The 21,596-nt window shown below is 58.0% G+C and carries 18 protein-coding genes, 4 tRNA genes and 1 riboswitch; of the genes, 12 read left to right on the top strand and 10 right to left on the bottom strand.

All coding sequences use genetic code 11. The annotated features are described in order from the left end of the window. Positions 1-11 precede the first annotated feature (11 nt). Positions 12-190: riboswitch (cobalamin riboswitch) on the top strand. 219 nt (positions 191-409) lie between these two features. Genes ACUZ9Q_RS11950 through cobI form a run of 4 tightly spaced genes read left to right on the top strand, consistent with a single transcriptional unit; the run spans position 410 to position 4,030 of the window. Beyond that, positions 410-1,510, top strand: coding sequence for a FecCD family ABC transporter permease (locus ACUZ9Q_RS11950; protein WP_449247933.1), 1,101 nt, complete (start codon positions 410-412; stop codon positions 1,508-1,510). Then, the gene (locus ACUZ9Q_RS11945; RefSeq protein WP_297894298.1) at positions 1,510-2,442 is read left to right on the top strand and encodes an ABC transporter ATP-binding protein; all 933 of its coding nucleotides are present in this window, start codon (positions 1,510-1,512) and stop codon (positions 2,440-2,442) included. The genes ACUZ9Q_RS11950 and ACUZ9Q_RS11945 overlap by 1 nt, the downstream gene beginning before the upstream one ends. After that, complete coding sequence (locus ACUZ9Q_RS11940) at positions 2,393-3,274, top strand: ABC transporter substrate-binding protein (RefSeq protein ID WP_449247932.1); 882 nt, start codon at positions 2,393-2,395, stop codon at positions 3,272-3,274. The genes ACUZ9Q_RS11945 and ACUZ9Q_RS11940 overlap by 50 nt, the downstream gene beginning before the upstream one ends. A 39-nt stretch (positions 3,275-3,313) precedes the next feature. Beyond that, the gene (gene cobI / locus ACUZ9Q_RS11935; protein ID WP_215647311.1) at positions 3,314-4,030 is read left to right on the top strand and encodes a precorrin-2 C(20)-methyltransferase; all 717 of its coding nucleotides are present in this window, start codon (positions 3,314-3,316) and stop codon (positions 4,028-4,030) included. 284 nt (positions 4,031-4,314) lie between these two features. Here cobI and ACUZ9Q_RS11930 read toward each other — a convergent pair whose 3' ends face one another. Continuing rightward, on the bottom strand, positions 4,315-4,761 hold the full coding sequence (locus ACUZ9Q_RS11930; RefSeq protein WP_233483286.1) for a GyrI-like domain-containing protein: 447 nt from the start codon (positions 4,759-4,761) through the stop codon (positions 4,315-4,317). 125 nt (positions 4,762-4,886) lie between these two features. Between ACUZ9Q_RS11930 and ACUZ9Q_RS11925 the strand changes: the two genes are divergently transcribed. The 3 genes from ACUZ9Q_RS11925 to ACUZ9Q_RS11915 all read left to right on the top strand — a co-directional run bounded on the left by ACUZ9Q_RS11925 (position 4,887) and on the right by ACUZ9Q_RS11915 (position 8,937). After that, positions 4,887-5,801, top strand: a complete 915-nt coding sequence (locus ACUZ9Q_RS11925; protein WP_449247931.1) for an AraC family transcriptional regulator — start codon at positions 4,887-4,889, stop codon at positions 5,799-5,801. A 198-nt stretch (positions 5,802-5,999) separates the two neighbouring features. Then, on the top strand, positions 6,000-7,766 hold the full coding sequence (locus tag ACUZ9Q_RS11920; protein WP_215647308.1) for a methyl-accepting chemotaxis protein: 1,767 nt from the start codon (positions 6,000-6,002) through the stop codon (positions 7,764-7,766). A 400-nt stretch (positions 7,767-8,166) separates the two neighbouring features. After that, entirely contained in the window at positions 8,167-8,937 is a 771-nt protein-coding gene (locus ACUZ9Q_RS11915; protein ID WP_192113249.1) for a hypothetical protein, read from the top strand. Positions 8,938-9,094: 157 nt separating this feature from the next. On the opposite strand, the gene ACUZ9Q_RS11910 is transcribed toward ACUZ9Q_RS11915, so the two are convergent. The 4 genes from ACUZ9Q_RS11910 to ACUZ9Q_RS11895 form a co-directional block, all read right to left on the bottom strand. Continuing rightward, complete coding sequence (locus ACUZ9Q_RS11910) at positions 9,095-10,033, bottom strand: carbohydrate deacetylase (RefSeq protein ID WP_449247930.1); 939 nt, start codon at positions 10,031-10,033, stop codon at positions 9,095-9,097. Positions 10,034-10,036: 3 nt separating this feature from the next. Continuing rightward, positions 10,037-10,993 carry a glycosyltransferase family 2 protein gene (locus tag ACUZ9Q_RS11905; protein WP_449247929.1) on the bottom strand — a complete coding sequence of 319 codons (957 nt, stop codon included), beginning with the start codon at positions 10,991-10,993 and terminating at the stop codon, positions 10,037-10,039. 8 nt (positions 10,994-11,001) lie between these two features. Further along, positions 11,002-12,642 (bottom strand): translation initiation factor 2, encoded by a 1,641-nt coding sequence (locus ACUZ9Q_RS11900; RefSeq protein ID WP_215647305.1) that lies wholly within the window; start codon positions 12,640-12,642, stop codon positions 11,002-11,004. A 596-nt stretch (positions 12,643-13,238) separates the two neighbouring features. Then, positions 13,239-13,361 (bottom strand): hypothetical protein, encoded by a 123-nt coding sequence (locus tag ACUZ9Q_RS11895; protein ID WP_022659440.1) that lies wholly within the window; start codon positions 13,359-13,361, stop codon positions 13,239-13,241. A 356-nt stretch (positions 13,362-13,717) separates the two neighbouring features. On the opposite strand from ACUZ9Q_RS11895, the gene ACUZ9Q_RS11890 reads away from it, so the two are divergent. From ACUZ9Q_RS11890 to ACUZ9Q_RS11870, 5 genes are all read left to right on the top strand, one after another. Beyond that, positions 13,718-14,647 carry a LysR family transcriptional regulator gene (locus tag ACUZ9Q_RS11890; protein ID WP_449247928.1) on the top strand — a complete coding sequence of 310 codons (930 nt, stop codon included), beginning with the start codon at positions 13,718-13,720 and terminating at the stop codon, positions 14,645-14,647. Positions 14,648-14,772: 125 nt separating this feature from the next. Then, positions 14,773-16,911, top strand: a complete 2,139-nt coding sequence (locus tag ACUZ9Q_RS11885; RefSeq protein WP_449247927.1) for an FUSC family protein — start codon at positions 14,773-14,775, stop codon at positions 16,909-16,911. Next, on the top strand, positions 16,901-17,095 hold the full coding sequence (locus ACUZ9Q_RS11880) for a DUF1656 domain-containing protein (RefSeq protein ID WP_192113254.1): 195 nt from the start codon (positions 16,901-16,903) through the stop codon (positions 17,093-17,095). The genes ACUZ9Q_RS11885 and ACUZ9Q_RS11880 overlap by 11 nt, the downstream gene beginning before the upstream one ends. Positions 17,096-17,127: 32 nt before the next feature. After that, on the top strand, positions 17,128-18,057 hold the full coding sequence (locus tag ACUZ9Q_RS11875) for an efflux RND transporter periplasmic adaptor subunit (RefSeq protein ID WP_449247926.1): 930 nt from the start codon (positions 17,128-17,130) through the stop codon (positions 18,055-18,057). Between the two features lie 8 nt (positions 18,058-18,065). Then, positions 18,066-19,553 carry an efflux transporter outer membrane subunit gene (locus ACUZ9Q_RS11870; protein ID WP_300553761.1) on the top strand — a complete coding sequence of 496 codons (1,488 nt, stop codon included), beginning with the start codon at positions 18,066-18,068 and terminating at the stop codon, positions 19,551-19,553. Positions 19,554-19,624: 71 nt separating this feature from the next. On the opposite strand, the gene ACUZ9Q_RS11865 is transcribed toward ACUZ9Q_RS11870, so the two are convergent. The 5 genes from ACUZ9Q_RS11865 to ACUZ9Q_RS11845 all read right to left on the bottom strand — a co-directional run bounded on the left by ACUZ9Q_RS11865 (position 19,625) and on the right by ACUZ9Q_RS11845 (position 21,521). Beyond that, positions 19,625-19,699: transfer RNA gene (locus tag ACUZ9Q_RS11865), tRNA-Gly, on the bottom strand. A 5-nt stretch (positions 19,700-19,704) separates the two neighbouring features. Beyond that, positions 19,705-19,779: transfer RNA gene (locus ACUZ9Q_RS11860), tRNA-Gly, on the bottom strand. A gap of 36 nt (positions 19,780-19,815) precedes the next feature. Beyond that, positions 19,816-19,889: transfer RNA gene (locus ACUZ9Q_RS11855), tRNA-Cys, on the bottom strand. Between the two features lie 11 nt (positions 19,890-19,900). Beyond that, positions 19,901-19,975 (bottom strand) — tRNA-Gly (locus ACUZ9Q_RS11850). Positions 19,976-20,219: 244 nt separating this feature from the next. Then, positions 20,220-21,521 carry a phenylacetate--CoA ligase family protein gene (locus ACUZ9Q_RS11845; RefSeq protein ID WP_192113257.1) on the bottom strand — a complete coding sequence of 434 codons (1,302 nt, stop codon included), beginning with the start codon at positions 21,519-21,521 and terminating at the stop codon, positions 20,220-20,222. Between the last annotated feature and the right edge of the window lie 75 nt (positions 21,522-21,596).

Below are 21,596 nucleotides of genomic sequence, written 5' to 3'. Positions count from 1 at the left end.
CAGGGCCGCGCCTAGAGTGTTGGCGGCATTGGTAGCCGGGTAGACCGGCTTGAAAAGGGAATCCCGTGAAAAACGGGAGCGGACCCGCCGCCGTAAGGTTCTTAACCTTGCTCCATATTGCGCCACTGGAAACGGGAAGGCCGGAGCAGGGGAACCAAGCCGGAAGACCTGCCATGCCCCAAGGTGCGCAGTCATGGAATGACGGCACCACGGTGCGGCATTGGCCGCCCCACGGCAACGGGTTTTTGCCGGCAGGACAGAGGAAATACGGGCCTCTTCCACCACGAGTGGAAGAGGCTTTTTTTATGCTCGCGCGGCGCAGGCCGCCACTGGGCAAGGGTCTGACCCCTGAGGTCAGCCAACGCTTTGGCCCGCGTGTGCCCCCGCAGGCTACGGCCAGAGGGCTGGCATGACCAGAACGACCGCATCTTCTCACTCCTCCTTCCCGCAATCCCGCAGGCTGTGGCCGGTTTTTACCGGTCTTGTGGTCGTGTGGCTTGTTTCGCTGCCGCTGGCCTGTTTGCCGGGGCCTGTGCCCTTGAGCGCACAGAGCGTATTTCGCGCTTTGGCGGCATTGGCAGGCTTTGCGTCCGCACCCGATGATCCGGCCCTGACCGGGGTTGTGGTAAGCATCCGCCTTGCCCGTGTGTGCCTGGCCGCCCTGTGCGGCGGCGCTCTGGCTATGGCCGGGGCAGCATTGCAGGGCGTGTTGCGCAATCCGCTGGCTGATCCTTTTACTCTGGGCATTTCCGCCGGGGCTGCCTGCGGGGCCAGTATGGCTATAGCCCTTGGCGGGCCGCTGGTGGCCATACTGGGGAGTATTCCGTGGTTGGGCGGCGTGCCGGGGCTGGCCGGGTTCAGTCATGCCGGGCTGGTGGCCCCTGCGGCCCTGATCGGCGCGCTGGCGGCCCTTGGCGGCGCACTGTGGCTGGGGCGCGGAGATGGTGCGTTCAGCCGGGAGAGCATTATTCTTGCGGGCATTGCCGTAGCTGCATTTTTGGGGGCGCTGGTGGCCCTTGTGAAGGCCCTCAACGAGGAATCCGTAACCAGCATCGTGTTCTGGATCATGGGGTCTTTTCAAGGCCGGGGCTGGAGCAGCCTGCCCCTCTTGTTGACGACCCTTGTACCGGGCTTGCTGGCAACGGCCTTTGGCTGGCGCGCTCTGGACGTGCTTTCCCTTGGGGATGAGCAGGCCGCCCAGACAGGCCTTGATGTGGGCCGCGCCCGCCTGTGGCTGCTGGCCGGGGCAAGCTGCATGACCGCGGGCTGCGTGGCCGTGGCCGGGGTGATCGGCTTTGTGGGGCTGGTGGTGCCGCACGTGCTGCGTCTGCTGCTGGGTTGGGGGCACGGCCCCTTGCTGACTGCGGCCTTTTTCGGCGGCGGGGTGCTGCTGGTCTGGGCGGATGTGCTGGCCCGTTGCGTGCTTTCCGGCGGGCAGGAATTGCCCGTGGGCGTGGTCACGGCCTTGCTGGGCGGGCCATTTTTCGCCCTGCTGGTGCGGAGGCGCTGATGCTGCGGCCTGACCAAGATATTCGTCATGAGGGGCGCACTGCACCGCCTGTGCTGCGTGTTGCCGGGGTGCGCGCCGGATACGGCGGGCAGAGCGTGCTGCGGGACGCGGGCTTTACCCTGCACGCCGGGGAGTGCGCCGCCCTGCTTGGCCCCAATGGCAGCGGTAAAACAACGCTGCTGCGCACCCTTTCGGGGGTGCTGACGCCGCAGGCTGGCGCCATTGAGATTCAGGGCCGTCCGCTGGCAACATTGAAGCCGCGCGAGCGCGCCCGCATGGTGGCCGTGGTGCCGCAGCGAGGGCAGTTGCCGCAGGGCCTTACCGCGCGGCAGATGGTGCTGCTCGGGCGTTTTGCCCACCTTTCGTGGCTTGGAGCTTATGGGCGGGAAGATTATGCCGCAGCAGACCGGGCGCTTGAAGAAACCGGGGCCGCGCCGCTGGCGCACCGCAGGCTCACAGAACTTTCGGGCGGCGAGTTGCAACGGGTTTTGCTGGCCCGCGCCCTTGCGCAGGAAAGTCCGCTCCTGCTGCTGGACGAGCTGGCCGCAGGGCTGGACTGGGCACGCATGGTCGATCTGTTCGACTTGCTTGAGCGCCGCCGCGCCGCAGGAGCCTGCGTGCTCATGGCCGTGCACGACTGCAATCTGGCGGCTCTGTATGCCACGCGCCTCATGGGACTGCGGGATGGAAATCTGGTTTTTGACGGGCCGGTAGCAAATGTTTTTACCGAGGAGAATCTTGGTGCGCTCTACAACATACCCATCTGCGTGTTGCCCCACCCCCGGTGGGGACTGCCTCAGGCCCTGCTTGCCAGCGCAAAAGGCCCGTGGAGCGGGAAAAAAACTGCTAGCCCGGCTGCCCCTGCTGATGCTGCTGAGCCTGATGCTCCGTCTGGTTATGTTCCCGGCAGGAGCGCAGGCGGCCAACTCTGAAAACAGCAAGTCCAGTGATTCCGTCCCTATTGTCATCACGGACGACACGGGCGCAACAGTAACTTTTGCCCAACCCGTCAAAAGGGTGATCGCCCTGTACGGTGCGTTTAACGAGATTTTTCTGGCTCTGGGCGCTGGCGACCTGCTGGTGGCGCGCACCGCTGCCGACGGCAATCTGCCGGAGCTTGCGGCCCTGCCTGCCATTGGCACGCACATGCGCCCCAATGCCGAGCTTGTGCTGGCGCAACAGCCGGATGTTGTCTTGCAGCTTGAAGGCCGCAGCGAAGCCCAAACCCAGACCGAGAATTTGCGTTCCTTGGGACTCAAGGTACTGACCTTTGAAGTAAATTCCTTTGAACGGCTGTTTGAGGTGACGGAAACTCTGGGGCGGCTTGCCGGGCGCGAGGATAAGGCCCAAACCATCGTAAACGGCTGGAAGAGCCGTGTGCAGGCATTGCGCAGCCGCAATGCTGGCAAGCCCGTGGCGCGCGTCTTTTACGAGGTGCGTTATCCCAATCTGCTGGCTGCCGGACGCGGTGGCATCAGTAGCGAGATACTGGCCCTTGCGGGGGGCGAAAACGTGGTGAGCGACGGTAAAAAACTGGTGCGCTACAGCGAGGAATCCCTGATTGCGGCAGACCCGGATGCGTACATTATTCAGAAAGGTCCCATGAATCCTGAACCAACGCCTCTGGCCGAGCGCGATCATTACAGGGATTTGCGCGCTCAGCGCGCTGGCCGCGTACTTATAGTTGACGAAGAGCGGTTTGCCCGCCCCGGCCCTCGCGCCCTGGATGCGGCGGAAGAGCTGGAAAACTGGCTGCACAGCTGATTCCATAAATATTTCAGAGTATTGTAAAGAGAGCAGGTAATGAACGGAATTCTCTACGGCGTGGGCGTCGGCCCCGGCGCGCCCGATCTTTTGACCCTGCGGGCAGTCAGGGTGTTGGGCGAGGTGGATGTTATCCTTGCGGCAGCCTCGCCCCGCAATGACTTTTCTGCGGCGCTGGACACGGCGCGTCCGCACCTGCGGGCTGATGTGCGCGTATTGCGGCTGGAATTTCCCATGACGCGCGACCGCTCCGTGCTGCGCGAGGCATGGCGCGTAGCGGCCCAGACCACCAGGGACGTGCTGGAAAGCGGCCAGAGCGCCGCCTTTCTGACCATTGGCGATCCGCTGGTGTACAGCACGTTTGGCTATCTCATGCGTACCCTTGGCGAATGCGCGCCGCATCTGGCGGTGGAGGTTATTCCCGGCATCACTTCCTTTCAGGCGGCAGCTGCCCGCACCCGCACCGTTTTGTGCGAAAACGGCGAGACCTTGCGCATCATACCGGGCATCAACAGTCGGGAGAGTCTGGAAGAATCATTGCAACAGAGTGATACTGCTGTGATTCTCAAGGCCTATCGCAACCTGCCCGCCATTGCGGAAGCCTTGGGCGCAACCAACAGGCTGGAGTCGTGCGTACTGGCAAGCCATGTGGAGCAGCCTGCGGAGAAGGTCTGTCAGGGCCTTGGCGGGGCTTGTGCTGCGGGTGAAACTCCGCCCTATATGTCGTTGATTTTAAGCCGTAAGCCGCAAGTGTAGCCCTGCGGCACAGGGAATGGCTGGGAGGGTAAGAAAAGGCGGGAAGAGTTTGGTGGCGGGGTGGGTGAGCCTGTCAGGCTGATTACGCAAACCCGACTTTTACGCCCTGAATGCGTCAGCGCCGGGATTTTGATGCTCACGTACTTGAGTACGCTGCGCTCAAAATCCCGGCGCTTCCTTTTCAGACCGCAAAAAGCGTATTTTGCAAATTCGCCCAACACCAGCCGTCGCCTCCGCCTTGCTGCGCGCCGCACAGGCGTCCCAACTCCGCCGGACGGCAGAATCTAACGCTTGACCGGCATAAACAGGTCAAACGGCATACTCGGATTCCAGTCCGCAGGGTACAATTCAAAGCAGGGGGCCTGCTCGTTCAGTTTCCATTTCTGCTGCCCGCCAAGCCACGTCTGGTACATGAACATGTATCCCGCACCGATGCTTTCCAGATTTGGCACAGTGCAGCGGGCGTAGGAGCCGGACGGTATGGCGGTGGTTTCAATCCCTGCCGGAATCTGTTCGTCAGCCTCAACAGCGGCCCAGTAGTCAAAATCCTGGGCATTGAGCATGATGGAAACGCCGTAGCTTTCCTTGCCATAAATTTTGGGCATTTGCGGGCAGAAGTTCTGCCATAGGGTTGGACAATCTTCCTTGGCTTTTGCCATGTTGGTACGCACCTTGATGCCCATAAGCTGCTTGGCCGGAAAATCCACAACTTTTATTTCAAATCCGTTCATAGGTACTCCTTGCGGGGATATATTGTGTGGGGTCAGCATGTTCCTGCTGGCGAAAATTCGCTCGACTTTTTTTGCGCTTCTGCCCACCGTGGCCCTTGGCGGGCAGAACCGAGATGGGAGAATAAATGGAAACACTTACCTACCAGCAGCGTATAGGCCTTGTGCTGCGCCACATTGAGCAGCACCTTGATGCCAGGCCAAATCTGGAAGAGCTGGCGCGCATAGCCTGTTTTTCGCCCTACCATTTTCACCGGATATTTTCTTCAATGGTGGGCGAGAGCGTTGCAGCATACGTGCGCCGTTTGCTGTTGGAGCGCGCCGCCATGCAACTTGGGCATTCCCCTGAATCTGTCACCCAGATAGCCCTTGGCGCGGGCTACGATAGCGTGGACGCCTTTACGCGGGCTTTTCGGGCGCATCTGGGCATGCTGCCATCCGAATACCGCCGCAGGAAGGGGCATCTGGAGGTTGCCCGCAGGCGAGATCTTACGCGTCCCCTGTTTTACCATGAAATGAGCGATCTCCCGCCCATGAATGTACGTGTTGAAAAATTTGCGCCGTGCTTGGTGGCTGCTGTGCGGCATACAGGGCCGTATGACGAGAGTTTCCCTGCATGGGAAAAACTGTGCGGCGCGCTGGAGGCTAACGGCCTGCTTTCTGATGCCTCAGTGGCGTACGGCGTGAGCTATGACAACCCGGACATTACCGCGCCCCAAAAGTGCCGCATGGATGCCTGCGTCAGCCTGCCGCCAGGATTGCTGGAAGCAAGTGCTGAATTGTGCCCCCTGCTACAGAATGAGGAGATTTTTTTGCGGCATATTGGCGGTGAACAGGAGTATGCCGTGCTGCGCATCAGGGGGCCGTACTTCCTGCTGCATCCTGCTTACAGGTCGCTATTTGGCGTATGGTTCCCGCAGAGTGGACGCGAGCCGTATAATGATCCGGGCTTTGAAATCTACTGGAATTCACCGCAAAAGACCCCTCCCGCAGACCTGCTGACGGAAATATGCATTCCTCTCAGGCCGATTGATAAGTCCTGATTTTCCGAGCGTCGTGTGCACACGCTGCTGGACACTATGGCAGGAATTTGGTTGGGCAGCTAAACAAAGGATTGTAGTGTGTTATATGAAAAATATTTTTAATTACTTTTGCTGATAACCTAAAATGTTTAAAGACTATGCCGATAAAGAATGTAGTGTGCTAATAGTATAAAATCCCCCTCCCCTGGAGAATTGACCATGAGCCTTTTAAAAAATACACGACTGCAAACAAAGCTCATTGTGAGTTTTATCCTGTCTTCGCTGATGACCTTGGGCGTAGGTGTTTTTGCCGTTTTTGAACTGGGAAAGGTCAATAATGCGGACACAATCCTTTATGAGCGCGCCACCGTCCCAATGGCGGATCTGCTGAAGCTGGCCGTAGGTTTTCAGCGCATTCGCGTCAATATGGAAGGTATCGTTGGTGCATCGTCTGATGCGGAGGTTAAGCAACGTACTGCCCAGATTGAAGCGCTGCGCAAAGAAATAGACGAAAGCTCAAAAGCTGTGGAGAAAACTCTCATTTCTGCCAAGGCAAAGCAGATTATCGAAGAGTATAAGGTGCACCGCGCTGCGTTCAGAGGCATGACGGACAAGGTTCTCAAATTGAAGCAGGCTGGTGATTCCGCCGGAGCCGAAGCTTATCTTGACAGCGAAGGAAACAAGCTGGCCGACCAGTATCAGGATTCCATAAACCGCCTTGTGGAATCCAAGGAGGAGCAGGGCCATCTGCTCGCCCAGTCCAATGACGAACTGGCTGATTTTTCCAAAAAAATGATTTTTGCGGCCATTGCTATTGGTTTTATGCTGTCTGTGGGGCAAGGCATTTTGCTCACGCGCGAGGTTATGCGGCAGCTTGGCGAAGACCCTGGCTATCTTGCCGAAGTAGCGGGCAAGATTGCTGACGGCGATCTTAACGTGACTTTCCGTCCGCAAAAGAAGCCCGGCGGCGTTTATCATGTCTTGCAGAACATGGTGGGAACCATGAAGGACAAGATCGCCGAGGCGGAGCAGAAAAGCGCAGAAGCTTCGGAGCAGGCCCACCATGCGGAAATAGCCACGCAAGAGGCTCAGGCTGCCAAGGTGCAGGCCGAGCGCGCCAAGGCCGAGGGTATGTTGCAGGCCGCGCACCAGCTTGAAAGCGTGGTTGAGGTGGTATCAACTGCCACAGAGCAGCTTTCTGCATTGATTACGCAATCGAGCAATGGGGCAGAGGAACAGTCTCGGCGGGTTTCGGTTACGTCCTCTGCCATGGATGAAATGAACGCCACCGTGGGCGAAGTTGCGGAAAATGCCGCCAAGGCCTCTGATACCTCCGATACCGCGCGCACCAAGGCGCAGGAAGGCGCGCAGCTGGTTCGCAATGTGGTGAGCGACATCACTGAGGTGCAAAAGCAGTCGCTTGAAGTCAAGGCCGATATGGCCACGCTCGGCAAACAGGCCGATGGCATTGGGCAGATCATGAGCGTTATTTCCGATATCGCAGATCAGACCAACCTGTTGGCCCTTAATGCCGCCATTGAGGCCGCTCGGGCTGGCGATGCCGGGCGCGGCTTTGCCGTGGTGGCCGATGAGGTGCGCAAGCTGGCGGAAAAGACCATGACAGCCACGCAGGAAGTGGGCGGCGTTATCCGTGGCATTCAGGAAGGAACCCGCAAAAGCATTGACGGCGTGGACAAGTCTGTTGCCACCATTGAAAGCGCCACGCGCCGGGCCTCGCTCTCTGGCGAGGCGCTTACGCAGATTGTCAGCCTTGTGGAACAGGCAAGCGATCAGGTGCGCTCCATTGCCGCAGCCAGCGAGCAGCAGTCGGCATCCAGCGAAGAGATCAGCCGCTCCGTGGAGCAGGTAGCAACGATTTCGGCAGAAACCGCGCAAGCTATGGGAAGGGCCAATCAGGCCATGAGCGAGATGGCCCAGCAGGCCCAGGTGCTGCGGCGGCTTATTCAGGAAATGAAGGCTGGCTAACGGAACGCCGTAGCCAGGTTTGAGATCAGGAAAAAGAAGAAAGCAAAGAGCGTCTGAAGGCGACAGTGGCCGCAAGATGCTTGTTTGCTGATTATCCGCCAGTTTGGCAGCTATGGGCAAGGGGAGGATCGGAAAGATCCTCCCCTTGCGGATTTTTATGATTTGTTTGCGCTTGCTGCTGCATGATATCTGGCAGGTTGCTGCGTGTGCCTGCCAGATATTTTTTAAGTATTGCAGTGATGTTGCGGTCTGGTCACGTTCTTGCGCAAGTTGCCGCCGCCCGGTTTACGCGCATTGCGCCTTGCTGGCGGTTGGGTTATGATTTTGCGCATCGAAAGTTTGCCTGGGGCGCAATCCTGCGCGAGGCGAGCTTTTGCGGCCATGTCTCGGAGGCTTCAACGTGCGGCGTTTTTATCAGGAAAGCTGGCAGGGCATACCCTTCACGTCCTTTTCACATATTTCATTCTTTCATCTGGCGGAACCAAAGTTTTATGCGGTTTTTTACGAAGAGCTGTTCCGCCGCTACAAGAATTGGGATGATTTGCCATCTGTCTGGCGCGAAAACAAGCGCACAGACGCAAAATGGCTTATCGGTCAGTTGCGTGCAAAACTGGCGCAAGACCCCGCAGGGCGCACGGAACCCGTGCGCGTGCTGTCCATTGGCAGCGGCGTGGGCTATATGGAAAAGATTTTGCTGGAAGAAATGCCGGAGCTTGAACTGCACGTCAACGAGCCCAGCACAGTAGGCATGAAGTGGCTGCGGGAATACATACCCAGCGACCGCATCTATATCGGGCTGCCGCCCATGTGCCTGCCCTCTGATGTGCAGTACGACATGATCTACCTGTCTACTGTCGACTACGGCATTCCTACGCGCGAGTTCCAGCATCTGCTGTGGGAACTGCGGGCGCAGCTTGCCCCCGGCGGGGAACTGGTGCTGCTTTCTGCGTCATTGCTGGAAGAAGATTCGTTTATCGGCAGTTTCGTGAACGCTATCAAGATCGGCATCCGCGCGGCCCTGCACTATATGGGTATTCGTCGGCAGCAGTTCTGGGGCTGGCGGCGCACGCAGGATGAATACCGCGATCTTTTCAAAGAGGCTGGCTTTACCCGGGTGAAGGACGGCTGGCTTGAAGACGGCTTTGAAACCTACTGGATTCGCGGCCAATAACGGTCATGCAGGCGTGAGCGCCTCCGCTGAAGAATGTAAACGGCCCAAAGGCAACTATGCTTTTGGGCCGTTTGTTGTTTGCCGTGCGGGATTTTGTTGGGTGAAATGCCGGAACAATCCGGCACCTGCCGGGTTGGGCTGGCTGGGGTCGCTCTTGTTATGCTTCCGCAAAGGTCTGCAAGGATCCGTAGCGCGCCAGCACGGCGCTCAGGCTGCCGTCAAGCAGCATGGTCTTTTCTGCCAACCGTGCGTGGCTCTGGTAAAAACCGCGGTGTCGTATGCAAGCATCGCTGGCGTCATGCCCTCCGCCGGGGTGACTCATGATTTCCACCAGCGGGGCGCGCTCCTTCTGTCGCTGTATGGCCGCAAGGGACGCCTCGGCCCGTGCCGCAGTAAGGTTGCCGCCGCTAACAAGCCCGCACAAAAAACTGTTGTGGGCAACGCCTGTCTGATCCAGCAGGGCCGCAAACCCCTTCGACCAGTGCGCGAGCAGGGCGCGCCGCATGCATCCCACAAACATCTGCGTCAATGGCAGCGGGGGCAGGTGAGCGGGTTCCCTGGGCAGACGCACATAGGCAGGCGGGTGCTCCCGCATGAGGTCGCGCATGATTCCGCGCAGGGCGGGGATCGTATGCACGTGCAGATGCCCGTCCAGATGCAGCCCTCCCCTTTGCCGCAATGGTGAAAAGCCGCTGGCAAAGGCATCTATCTGGGCTTCAAATTCATTACGAATGGCTGAAAGCAGGGCCTTTTTGCTGGGGCCACTGCCAGTGGCAAGGTTACAGAGCATCTGCCCAAGCCCGTACCGAAAGATGCCATCTGCATCAACCAGCGGGCGCACTTGTGAAACGGGCGCCGTGCAGCGCCCTTCAAGAATATTCAGGTGCAGGCATACGCGCACACTGGGCATGGCAGCCAGTTGTTGCAGACTCTGTGCCGCGTCTGAGCCGCCCATAATAACGGAAACGGAGTTGAGCGACCCCTGTGCAAGGCAGGCAAAGATATCCTGGCTGATCTGCCGGGTCAGGCCGCAGTCATCCGCATGGACGATAAAACGCATGGAAGGCAGTTTTTCGGCATCGCTTTGCTGGCGCATGAATCAGGCGTCCGTCTTGTCGCCTTCCAGCGTTTCGGCCAGAAGATAGCGGGGTCTGCCCTTAAGCTCGACAAAGGCGTGGTGCAGGTAGGCCGACAGAATGCACAGGCCGGTGAGAATGGCGCTGCCGGTCAGCAGCATCAGCAGAATGACCGTGGTAAATCCCGATTCCGCTTGTCCTGTAGCATAGCTCCAAAGAGCCTCGCAGCCCACCATAAACGAAAGACTATAGAACAGCAGGGTAATAATGCCAATGACCAGCAAGGGCTTGCCGCTGAAAGACGTCATGGAATCAACGGCCAGGGTAACCCTGCGGGCCAGGCTCCATTTGCTGGTGCCGCCGCAGCGGGCGCAGGGCGTAAACAGTATTTCCTTGTGTCGAAATCCCATCCACGAAGTCAGCCCCCGGTAAAAGAGCTTGCGTTCGCCAAGATTTTTCCAGGCATCAACCACCTTGCGGTCAAGCAGTTTGAAGTCCCCCGAACCTTTGAGGTCATATGAAGTCAGCATCTGGAAAATGCGGTAAAACGATACGGCGCAGATTCTGCTTAAAAACGACTCCACTTGCCGTTCCTGCTTGCGTACATCAACCACGTCTACAGCGCCGGCGCGCCACAAGTCCACCATTTCTGGTATAAGCGCAGCGGGGTGCTGCATGTCGCTGTCCATGGTGATGACGGCATCGCCCCGCGCGGCCTCCAGGCCCGCGGAAAGGGCGGCATCCTTGCCGAAATTACGGCTCAGGCGCAGGCAGCGCAGGTTGGCATATTGTCCGGTCAGTGCACGCATGGCGGCCCACGTGTCGTCTGTGGAGCCATCGTCAACCAGTACTATTTCGTAGCTGAGGCCGGTTTCTGCCTTCAATGGGGCGAGCACCTCGACGAGAGCCGCCACAAATTCGTGCAGATGGCCGCCCTCGCAGTACACGGGGGCAACAACCGAGAGAGTGATTTGGCGCATGCAAAGCCTCACTGCGTGACGTGTTCAGCCGCAATGCCGCGTCTGGCGATAAACCAGCGGTCATTGCTCCAGAGAACGGTTCCCTGCTGCTCAATGTTCTGCCGCTCAGACATGGTGCCGCACAAAACCCACTGGGTGCCAGAGGCAAGCCATGCTGCGGTCAATCCCTGTTTATCCCGAATGGCGGTCAGGTCAAGCCAGCGGGCGGCCCCTTGCGCGTCCTGGCTGTACAGATAGGAAGATCCGTCTTTAAAAGCGTAGGCCAGGGGCCGGTACAGGCGATAGCGCACGGCCATGGCATCGGGGTCTGCAAAAATGGGGGCATCTTGCGGGACAATCCGCTGCACGGCTTGCAGGGCTTCGGCGTAGTCTGCTCCCCGGCGCAGACGAGCCTGTACTTTGGCAGGCTGCGGCAGTTCCAGTACATGTCTGAAAGCGAACCTTACCCCATAGGCCCATCGACCCTGATCGCACACAAGAACGACGATGACAGCGGCGATGGCAACAAGGCCCGCCCACTTGGGCGCGCGTTGCCAAAAGCAGGCAAAGCCGCAGACAATCATGAGCCAGCATAAAAAGATGACAAAGCGGACTCCACGGGGAAGCTCCGCTCCCATGGGCATTCTGCCGAGAGCCTGGGCTATGTGTGTTTCTGCTACGGAAAAGAGCAAAGCCAGGCACAGGCCCAAAAGCAGGGTGGGTACAATGGATGCCAGGCGTTTCATTAGTGCAGTGCCGTAACGGCGCACGACAAAAAATCCGGCAATGCCGCCAAGAATGAGAAAAAAGCTGTCGCTTCTGTAATGCAGGTGTCCTATCAGTCTGCTCCAGAGCCCGCCTTCGTCTTCAAGAAAGCGGCGGTCAAAAACCTGCTGGAGCACGGCCAGATCCTGCGGCGAAAATGGCGTGGCGGATTTGATGGAGCTTGTCAGATAGAGCAATGTGGGAAGGCACCAGGCAACAAGGCTCAACAGAAGCCATGCCCCGTGCCGCAACAGGCTGTCGCCCTTGGCCCTGTGAAGTAAAAAGACGGTAAACAGCATGCAGCTCGCCACCAGGGAACTGATGCTGTGCAGGTACATGCCGCAGCCCGAAACAAACATGATAAGAGGGCGCAGCTGTGGTTTGTCGAGAGCGGAAAGTGTTGCTGCCAGTAGTGCTGGGAACAGAGCGGCATAAAAAACACGCGGCGTTATGTCACCCGAGCCAAAGCCCCAGTATGTGCCAAAGCTGACCCATACTGTCACGCCTGTCAGCAGGGCAAACAGGGCGGCAATCAGCGGCGTGCCAAAAAGGCGGCGTCCGAGATAATAACAGGCAATGTAGTGGAAAAACACCCCCACAGCGCCAGCCCGCAGCATCCCCTGCACAATGTCGTCACCGGGCTGAAGAAGGCTTGCCAATGTTGATTCAAGACTGATGATGGAATTTGCGGTGGTTGGAACTGCTAATAGTGGGTCAAGTGAAAACAGTTCACGACGCAGTTCGCCAGCCATATTTTGTACATAGCAGCAAAGGTCGCTGCTGATTTTAAGTCCATCGCACGAAAGCAGGCTCACTCCCCACAGTCCAAACAGGGTATAGCCAGCAATGGCAATGATAAAAATCGTATCCCATAATGCGTAATTTTTTGAAAATCTGAAGAACATTTGCTGAACGCCTGGGTGGATTAGTTTGTAAGTCAGTCTGGTTAAGTAAAAGTATATCTGTGAGTAGTGGTTATGCGGTGCAGTTAGGTATAGGCTATTTCTGTTCTGTGCATTCTTTTGCGCGAGTTGGGTGCACACATCTTGATGATGCTATATGTCAGTTTAATTTCAGTGAGATAGCGAATTCAGGCTATTGCAACCTAACATATTTATCAACCTTGTAGAAAGTATGGATTATGTTTGGATGGAGATTGAACAGTATGTTTTCTATGTATAATATCGCGTTTATAATTAAAAGACACGCAAAAATATACAGGGGGCGTGGCTCAGGCCTGGCGATTATGCGATAAGGGCGGCAGCAACAGGCGCTGGTTAGTGCGTGCCCGAGTTGCGTGTCTGATTATAGTCCCAAGGGTCTTGGGTATATCGCAGGAGAAGTGACGCATGGTGGCGGGGGGAAGCGCCAGTGGGTGCTACCCGCCTTGAAGCGTCCGGGCGTATGTTGCTGCTTGGCGCTGGCCAAATAAAAAAAGGCCGGGACTTGTCCCGGCCTTCAATCACAGGTTGATTACAGCGTGCGGTGTCACATGCTGTGCTTAAAAGCGGTCGGCGGCTGCCAGCATGCGACGCCACCAGTTCATCCAACCACCCCAAACAGAGCCGAGGATTGAATCCTCTTTGCGGCATCCGACGGTCCCCAGCATAACGGCATATTCCATACTTCGCCTCCTTGGTTCTGGTGGTTGCGAACAAAAAAACTTCGCAAGTAAAAAATAGCACTCTCATAAATGGCTTGCAATAGTTTGGGGGCCTTCGGAGGCCGGGATATCCGGGTTGGAAATCTTGCCTGCTAATACTGCAAGGTATTTTAGCTGGTTGTGTTGGTAAGCAGAAATAAAAAAATCTCGTGCTCAATGTGCTGCCATCCTCAAAACCCAAAGAGCATCACAACTGGATAAGGCGGTGATTGAGAAAACTTGATGCTTCACCATTTGGAGTATGCTTGTTTTTAAATGCTCCTCGCATTATTCAGCAGTATATGTGATTGCGTTTTAGTTAACGGATTGGAGGGGGCATGTCGCGTCCGGATTTAAATTTGCTTTTGGCCTTAGATGCGTTGCTGGATGAGGGGAGCGTCATTGGCGCAGCCCGTCGCATGAATTTGAGCTCCCCCGCGATGAGCCGCACCTTGAGCCGGATTCGGGACGCGCTGGGTGACCCCGTATTTGTTCAGGTGGGCCGAAAGCTCATCCCAACACCTAAAGCGCTCGCTCTGCGCGAGCAGGTGCGCATGGCGGTCGAGCAGGCTGCGCAGGTTTTTTCATCCAACGCTGAGATCGATCTGAAATCGCTGGAGAGGCGCTTTAATGTCCGCGCCACCGATGAATTTGTAAGCATGCATCTGGGGCATCTGTTGGGAATTATGGCAACGGATATGCCCCGCGCCATGTTGCGTTTTTCGCCGGAAGAGGATGACGTGGACGAGGAGGCGCTGCGCAATGGCCGCATTGACCTGTTCATCAGCGGTTCACGCAAAATGGGGCCGGAGATTCGCGTGCAATCGCTGTTCACCACGACTTACGTCAGCGTTGCCCGAGCAAATCATCCGGTTTTTGACGACGAAATTACCCCCGAGCGCCTCGCCCGCTGGGAGCATATCAACGTTTCTCGGCGCGGAAAGTCTGTTGGGCCCGTGGACGCAGCGCTGGAAGAACAGGGGCTGCGTCGTCATGTTTCCCTTGTCGTGCCGAATCCGTACACGGCATTGTTCGCGCTGCAGGATTCTGACCTGTTGCTGATCTTGCCCAAAAATCTGGCCAGCAGCGCGCTTGCCGCAGGTTTGCGCATCCGCCTGTTCGAGCTGCCGGTTCCATTGGAAACAGTGCTGCTGACGCAGGCCTGGCACCCCCGGTTGGAGAACGATCCTGCCCATCAGTGGCTGCGGCGTACAATCCACGCCCTCTGCAACGGCAATGCTGCGCAGACGGCCAGACAAGCAAAATAGTGAGTGAGGGGCAACCTTCAATGCGTGCGTTTAACGCAATCATAAAAATGCAATAAATTCACTTTTCGGAATGGTAGGGCATATCTACAGTGGCGCTTATTACGTCATTGCAGAAGGGTTCTATCATGTCTTATGCGAATGTGCCTTCGGCACCTTCAGGTTTCTTTACCTCCCATCTCTCCCTGCTCCGGGGATGGTTTCTCCGCGGGCTGCCGTATCTTGACCTGACCACGCCACGCGCGACCTACGTGATGCGTTCGATTCTTGCCGCAGGCATGGCGCTTGTAGTTGCCTATATGCTGGATCTGCGCGCGCCGTATTCGGCGGCATCCAGTGTTCTTCTTGTCATCAACCCGGTGCAGGGCGCTGTGATAGGAAAAGGCGTGTGGCGGATACTCGGCACGCTGGTCGGGATGCTGGCGTCCTTTATTCTGATGAGTTTATTTGGCCAGAGTCCCTGGCTGTTCCTGCTCGGCTTTGGCCTGTGGATGGGCGTGTGCGTGGTGGGAATGACGCTTCTGCGTCATTTTCGGGCGTATGGCGCTACCCTTGCGGGGTATACCGTGGGGATGGCGGCCTATGGAGCCATGGAACATCCGGAACTTACGTTTTCTCAGGTGATGGGGCGCGGGGCTTCCGTGTCGATCGGCGTGGTGTGCCTGGTGTGCGTGTCTGCACTTTTCAGCACCCGGAGCGTAAGAAATCGTTTGGAAACGCAACTGCGGCGGTTGGCAGCGGCCACCGCAGGCATCCTTTCGACAAATCACCAGGCGACCCATACTGGTGAGACACCGGAAATCAGGCCTCTGGATGCGGGCAGGCGCAATCTCATTATTGAAGCGTATGGCGTGGATGACCTGCTGGCGCTGGGAAAAGCCGAATCCCCCGACCTGGCCCAACGTGCCGGTACAGTTCGGCAGACAATGGTTTCCCTGTTTTCCGCATTGGTAGGCGGCATGCCCCCCATGCGCGAAGGCAGCGCAAGCCTGAGCGCCCTGAAAGCGCTCAAGCCTGACTGGGAGCTGGCATGGCAGCAAGTCAGTCAGGCGCTGGCGCAGGAACAAGGCCCCATCGGGGTGGATCGTGCCGTTCAGATATTGGCAGATATGCGCGCTCGATTAACAGACACGCTTTCCACGGCATCGCTTGATGAAGCGTCGGAGCATGCCGCACTGATGATCGCTGGAGACCGGCTGCTCGAACAGCTCGACGACTATATTGAAGCCCTTAAGGGCATTGAACTTTTACATGCTCCGCTACCAACAGCGGCGCAAGTCTCCGTGCCGTTCTACCGGGACAGGACGGCGGCGATGCAGAACGGGCTGCGAGCAATGCTGACGGTGCTGCTTGGCGGCGCTTTCTGGCTAGCGACTGGCTGGACGTACGGAAGCCTGATGCTGGCGGGCTTGGCATCAGGCTGCGCGCTACTGTCCACGGCTCCCAATCCGGCTCTCGGCGCCGTTGAATTTATGAAGGGTACTGTGGCTGCCGTTGTAATGGCATTCCTCTGCACCTTTATAGTGCTTCCCCATGTTGAAGGGTTGCCGCTGTTGCTCCTGGTGTTGGGGATATTCTGGCTGCCGGGCGTTTACGCAACCTCCATGCCCCGCCACATGGCGGCCGGGGCCACCTATCTCGTGGCTTTCACCACGCTGGCCGCGCCAGACAACCCCATGAACTATGATTTTGCGTTATTTCTCAACAGTTCCGTGGCCTGGATACTGGCAGTATTTTTTACGCTGGTGGGGTTCAAGGTTCTGCTGCCGCGCAATCTGTCGCGCGACGCCGAGCGTTTGCACCTTGCTATCCGCGATAATGCGCTTGGCACCTTCAGAGGGAAACGGACGGATGCGAAAGTCTGGCAATGGAGCCAGCAGCACCGCACGGCTCAACTCGGTGCGCTGCTTAGGGCGCAACCGGAGGTAATGGAGCGAGAGATCGCCAATGCGCTGGACAGTATTCATCTGGGGCGGGAGGTTTTGCGCCTGCGCAACTGGCTGCGCCATGCGCCCAAAGATTCTGAATTGCGCCGCCAGCTCGCAACCGCTTTTCGCTACATGAACCGCCGGGTTGGAGAACCCAAAATGGCGGCTCGGCATGCCCGCCGTGCTGCAAGGTCCTTGTCGAAATTGTCACTGACAGGGAGCGCCGCCACAGCCGAAGCGCAACGATTGACGGTCGTGCTGCTTGATATTGCAGCGCTGCTTGAAAACCGCGCGGATTACTTTTCACAACATTCTGGAGGTCGTACCGATGCTGAGTGAGTTCTCGGTGGCTGGCATCTACCTGCCGCCATTCTTTGTCTATGCGTGCGCCGCGCTGCCAATATACCTGGGTCTTCGCTCCCTGCTTACACGCTGCGGCGCGCTGAGGTGGGTCTGGCATCCCGGTTTATTCGGGTTTGCCCTTTCCCTCTGCATAGTTTCGATGCTGATTCTCTTTGTTTAACCGCTTATTCCCAGAAAAGGTGTTGGTTTTCCATGTCTAACAGTTTGTTTCCGGCAAAACAGATATTCAGGGCAGGGCTTACAGTCACTGTCGTCATTTTTGCGTGGATTTTGGTAAGCGCGCTCTGGCGTGCCTATGTCTTGGCCCCCTGGACACGGGATGGCCGCGTCAGTGCGCAGATCGTCCGCATAGCCCCGGAGGTGTCAGGTACGGTACTGGATGTCTCGGTGGTTGATGACCAGTTTGTGAAACAGGGGGATGTGCTCTACCGCATAGACCCTGCCCACTTTGCTCTGGCTTTGGCGCAGGCCGAGGCTCAACTGGCTGCGGCGGACGTGTCGTTGCGTCAGAAAATGGAAGACGCGAGACGCCGCCGGGGTATGGAAGATATTGTGCCCGCAGAAGAAGTCCAGCGTGCGAATCAGACAATGGCCATCGCCCAGGCCGAGTTGCGCAGTGCGCAAGTTGCTGTAGACAGGGCAAAGCTTGATATGGAGCACACAGTGCTGCGGGCCCCTGTGGATGGATATATAACGCGTATGAGGCTGAACAAGGGCGACTATGCGGTGACTGGCCAGCCGAATATCGCGCTGGTGGACGCGAGCAGCTTCCGGATCATCGGCTATTTTGAAGAAACCAAACTGCACGGTATTGAGCCCGGCGCCTCAGCGCAGATCCGCCTGATGGGTTTTGATGAGGTGATTCCTGGCAAGGTGGTGAGTATCGGGCGTGGAATAGCCGATGCCAACCAGCAGGCTGATGCGCAGGGTTTGCCAAGCGTTGCGCCAAGTTTCAGCTGGGTTCGCCTGGCGCAGCGCATTCCGGTTCGCGTCGAATTTGGGCAACTCCCGCAAAATCTTGTTTTGGCCGCAGGCATGACAGGCAGCATCGAGGTGACTGCGCCAGGAGGCGACAGGCCACCCCAGGGTCGCCTCGCAACGCTTTTGCAACGTTGGCTGTAGGAGTGCGCATGTACACAGCACGAAATCATGCGCGACTGCGTATTTGCAGCGTGTTTCTGCTCGTCTCGTTGTTGCTGGGCCTTTCAGGCTGCCTGTCCGTAGGCCCTGACTATACCAAACCCACATTGAACCTGCCTGCAAACTGGGTTGAGGCCAACAGTGCCTTGCCTGGCAGCTCTCAGGATGGACTGCGCATGTGGTGGCGGTCATTCAACGACCCGCTGCTCGACAGGTTGGTCGAGCAGGCGCTGGAGCGGAATCAGGATATTGGTATCGCGCTGGCGCGGTTGCGGCAGGCGCGCGCGGAGCGGGTTCAGACCGCGTCGGCCTTTGGGCCGACGGTTTCCGGCGGCGGGGCAGGTGAGGCACGGCGCACCAGCGAGGCCCTCACCGGGCAAGTCGGCGGCGAGTCGCGGACTTGGCTTGCTGGCTTTGACGCGAGTTGGGAGCTGGATATCTTTGGTGGAACGCGCAGAGCCGTTGAAGCGGCAGATGCGGGCATTGAAGCGGTTGCCGAAGATCATCGCGCATTGCAGGTGAGTCTGGTTGCGGAACTAGTGTCCAACTACGCGGGCCTGCGTGCAACGCAGCTACGCCTGGCCATCGCCCATGACAACATCCGTACGCTGCTTGAGAGTGAGCGACTGGCTGAACAGGCCCAGTTGAGGGGCATGGGCACCCTGGCCGATGTGATGCAGGCCCGGGCAGAGCGCAAAACAGCCGAGGCGCAGCCGCCTTTGATGGAGGCGGATATTGCCCGGTTCAGTCATGCCATCGGCGTACTGGCTGGCGGTTTTCCTGGTGATTGGCGCACAGCGCTGGCCGAACCGTCTTCATCTTTGCCTGTGCCCGCTCGCCTGCCGCTTTCATTGCCATCGGAGGTGATGCGCCAACGCCCAGATATACGGGCGGACGAACGGCGCCTTGCAGCAGCAACCGCACAGATCGGCGTTGCCGAGGCCGAGCGTTTCCCCAGGTTTACCATTCCGTTAGGCATCAGCAGCACCGTAAGCCTCATCCATGACCTCTTTTCCAGCGCCAGCACGGCCTGGTCGGTAGGGGGGCAGGTCAGCCAGTCCATCTACGATGGAGGGCGGGCACGCGCTGGCGTGAAGGCGGCGCAGGCCAATGCCGATGCGGCACGGCTGGTGTATGAGCGAGACGTGAGGCTTGCCCTGCGGGACGTGGAAGATGCCTTGACGGCATTGAATAGTGAACGCCTGCGGCAGGCCTCACTAAAAGAGGCCGTTGTCGATAGCCAGAAAGCCCTGGAACACTCGTCCCGGCTCTACGGCAGGGGGTTGAGCGCCTATATGCCGGTGCTTGTTGCGCAGCGCACCGTTAACAATGCACGGGATGCCCTGGCCCTTAGCCAGTGGGAAGAACTGCGCGGCGTCATTGCCCTCTATAAATCATTGGGGGCAGGGTGGTCAGATGACACATCGGCAGCAGGAGCAGATCAAAAAGATGCGTTCAAAACGTCAGCCGCCCGGTAGCTGACCAACATCAGGCCAACAAAAAAGCCCTTGCAGTTTTAAACTGTAAGGGCTTTATCTGTAAGCTTTTATGGAGCGGGAAACGGGATTTGAACCCGCAACCTTCAGCTTGGGAAGCTGACACTCTACCGTTGAGTTATTCCCGCAAAAGTGGAGCGGGAGACGGGATTTGAACCCGCGACTTCAACCTTGGCAAGGTTGCACTCTACCACTGAGTTACTCCCGCATGGTATGCGAAACGGCGAAGCGTAAAGGATGCTGTTGGAGGCGGCATCCAGATTTGAACTGGAGATGGAGGTTTTGCAGACCTCTGCCTTACCACTTGGCTATGCCGCCAGCAAAAAAAATGGAGCGGGAGACGGGATTTGAACCCGCGACTTCAACCTTGGCAAGGTTGCACTCTACCACTGAGTTACTCCCGCTCAGCGAGAAAACGTTCTACGCGGACTAGGCTGAGGTGTCAAGCATTGCTGGACTTTTTTCGCCGCTTTTTTGACAAATTTGTTAATTGGCTGAAATAACGAATAAAATATCCAACTGTCATCCGCCGAGACTGTGCCCCTTCTTTGCAACCAGGGCCATCGGCAGTGCCGATGGCCCCCACACATGCCTCACGTGCCGCGTTTAGGCGCGCATGCAGGCCGTATATTTCGCTTGGCCGGTAGCCTAATCCTTGCGGTTATCCACAATACGCTTGGCCTTGCCCTCGGAGCGCTCAATGGAGCGGGGTTCCATCAGGCGTACCTTGGCGGAGACGCCCAGGTATTCCTTGATGGTCTTTTGCAGGCGGCCTTCCAGCATTTGCAGCTTGCGGATTTCATCGGCAAAGAGATTCTCGTTCATTTCAACGCGCACTTCAAGCGTATCAAGGTTGTGCACGCGGTCCACGATGATCTGATAGTTGGGGGAAAGCCCTTCGCTTTCCATCAGGATGCCCTCAATCTGCTGCGGGAACACGTTGACGCCGCGGATGATGAGCATGTCGTCGCTGCGGCCCTGGAGGCGCGAAATACGCACGTGGGTGCGGCCGCACCGGCAGGGGGTGTAATCAAGGCTGGTGAGGTCGCGCGTGCGGTAGCGCAACATGGGGATGCCTTCCTTGGTCAGCGTGGTCAGCACCAGTTCACCCACTTCGCCGGGGGGGAGCTGGTCGCCCGTAACGGGGTCAATGATTTCGGGCAGGATGTGGTCTTCCCACAAATGCATGCCGCACTTGGCTTCTTCGCATTCCATGGCAACGCCGGGGCCCATGATCTCGGACAGGCCGTAAATGTTCATGGCGCTGATGTCCATTTTGTCTTCAATGTCGCGGCGCATGGCTTCAGACCACGGCTCGGCGCCGAACACGCCCACGCGCAGGGGCAGATCGCGGAAATTAACGCCCACTTCCATGGACGCTTCCCACAGATGCAGGCCATAGGACGGCGTGGCGCAGAGCACTGTTGCGCCAAAATCGCGCAGCAAACCGGCCTGACGCCGGGTCGCGCCGCCAGAAGCGGGAACAACAGTGGCGCCAAGGCGTTCTGCGCCATAGTGCGCGCCCAGCCCGCCAGTAAAGAGGCCGTAACCATAGGCCACATGTACTACGTCCGAGCGCACCACGCCTGCGGCTGCCAGGCTGCGGGCCATCAGTTCCGCCCAGGTTTCAAGGTCGCGCTGGGTATAGCCCACCACAACAGATTTGCCCGTGGTGCCGCTGGAGGCGTGCAGGCGTACGATGTGATCCTTGGGAACCGCAAAAAGGCCATAAGGATAGTGGTTGCGCAGATCCTGCTTTTCCGTAAAGGGCAGCAGCTTGAGATCCGCCAGCGACTTGATGTCGGCAGGGGTGATGCCTACCTCGTCAAAGCGTTTGCGATAAAAGGGCACGTTGGCGTAGACGCGGTTGCACAAATCACGCAGGCGGCGCAGTTGCAGCGCCTCCATTTCTTCGCGTGGCAGAGTTTCCTGTTTAATGTTGAAAAGCACGGCCCTCTCCTTCTGCGGCTGGCGTTTGGCGGCGCAAAAGCGCGACGCTGATCCCTGAAAAGCTTCGTTTGGGTA

The organism is Desulfovibrio desulfopostgatei (genome assembly GCF_053570645.1).
Note: the sequence above shows the minus strand (reverse complement) of the source record. Positions and strands in the feature narration are given on the sequence as shown.

Excerpts from the sequence above, each read along its gene's own strand:
- ACUZ9Q_RS11940 (WP_449247932.1), top strand. The coding sequence starts at position 2,393 with ATGCTCCGTCTGGTTATGTTCCCGGCAGGAGCGCAGGCGGCCAACTCT.
- ACUZ9Q_RS11920 (WP_215647308.1), top strand. The coding sequence starts at position 6,000 with ATGAGCCTTTTAAAAAATACACGACTGCAAACAAAGCTCATTGTGAGT.
- ACUZ9Q_RS11945 (WP_297894298.1), top strand. The coding sequence starts at position 1,510 with ATGCTGCGGCCTGACCAAGATATTCGTCATGAGGGGCGCACTGCACCG.
- ACUZ9Q_RS11925 (WP_449247931.1), top strand. The coding sequence starts at position 4,887 with ATGGAAACACTTACCTACCAGCAGCGTATAGGCCTTGTGCTGCGCCAC.
- ACUZ9Q_RS11875 (WP_449247926.1), top strand. The coding sequence starts at position 17,128 with ATGTCTAACAGTTTGTTTCCGGCAAAACAGATATTCAGGGCAGGGCTT.
- ACUZ9Q_RS11870 (WP_300553761.1), top strand. The coding sequence starts at position 18,066 with ATGTACACAGCACGAAATCATGCGCGACTGCGTATTTGCAGCGTGTTT.
- ACUZ9Q_RS11905 (WP_449247929.1), bottom strand. The coding sequence starts at position 10,993 with ATGCGCCAAATCACTCTCTCGGTTGTTGCCCCCGTGTACTGCGAGGGC.
- ACUZ9Q_RS11930 (WP_233483286.1), bottom strand. The coding sequence starts at position 4,761 with ATGAACGGATTTGAAATAAAAGTTGTGGATTTTCCGGCCAAGCAGCTT.
- ACUZ9Q_RS11910 (WP_449247930.1), bottom strand. The coding sequence starts at position 10,033 with ATGCGCCAGCAAAGCGATGCCGAAAAACTGCCTTCCATGCGTTTTATC.
- ACUZ9Q_RS11895 (WP_022659440.1), bottom strand. The coding sequence starts at position 13,361 with ATGGAATATGCCGTTATGCTGGGGACCGTCGGATGCCGCAAAGAGGAT.
- ACUZ9Q_RS11890 (WP_449247928.1), top strand. The coding sequence starts at position 13,718 with ATGTCGCGTCCGGATTTAAATTTGCTTTTGGCCTTAGATGCGTTGCTG.
- ACUZ9Q_RS11885 (WP_449247927.1), top strand. The coding sequence starts at position 14,773 with ATGTCTTATGCGAATGTGCCTTCGGCACCTTCAGGTTTCTTTACCTCC.
- ACUZ9Q_RS11950 (WP_449247933.1), top strand. The coding sequence starts at position 410 with ATGACCAGAACGACCGCATCTTCTCACTCCTCCTTCCCGCAATCCCGC.
- ACUZ9Q_RS11880 (WP_192113254.1), top strand. The coding sequence starts at position 16,901 with ATGCTGAGTGAGTTCTCGGTGGCTGGCATCTACCTGCCGCCATTCTTT.
- ACUZ9Q_RS11900 (WP_215647305.1), bottom strand. The coding sequence starts at position 12,642 with ATGTTCTTCAGATTTTCAAAAAATTACGCATTATGGGATACGATTTTT.
- cobI (WP_215647311.1), top strand. The coding sequence starts at position 3,314 with ATGAACGGAATTCTCTACGGCGTGGGCGTCGGCCCCGGCGCGCCCGAT.